Here is a 492-nt window from a genome sequence, read left to right as displayed (position 1 = left end):
CCGTCCCCGTGCAGCCGGACGTCGGCCAGCTCGAGCTTCGAGGCGGTGCCGGTGACGTGCCCCGCGACCGGAATGCTGCGGGTCTCGCCGGCCTCGACCGAGACCGCGAACGACCCGGCGGTCAGCCGTGGCCGCGGCGTCACCCGGACGGTGAGCTGCTTGGTGGCGGTCTCGCCCCGGGTGTCGGCGAGCGTGACCTCGACGGCCACCTTCGTCACCTCGGTGGCGGACGGGTCGTGGTGCTGCACCACGACCTCACCCTCCGGGGTGGCGGCAACCGAGACCGCGCGGCTCGCCGACTTCGCGCCCAGCACGAGCAGTGGGTCGCCGTCCGGGTCGACCCAGCCGTTCAGCACCGGTACCGCCAGCGTTCCGCCCGGCGCGACCTCCGGCGCGGGCCAGTCCGCCAGGCAGTCGTTCGGGCACCAGGTGGGCGGCTGGTTCGTCGAGTCGTCGGACACGGTGAGCGTGACGGTGGCCGGGTGGGAGTAG

At 74.4% G+C, this 492-nt stretch carries 1 protein-coding gene; it reads right to left on the bottom strand.

The features are described 5' to 3' along the window. Positions 1-492, bottom strand: a 492-nt coding sequence (locus tag BN358_RS26450; protein ID WP_198018423.1) for a hypothetical protein, incomplete at both ends; no start/stop codon positions are given.

It is taken from the genome of Sedimentibacter sp. B4 (assembly GCF_000309315.1).
Lineage (GTDB): Bacteria > Bacillota > Clostridia > Tissierellales > Sedimentibacteraceae > Sedimentibacter > Sedimentibacter saalensis.
This window is presented reverse-complemented; position numbering and strand designations above follow the sequence as displayed.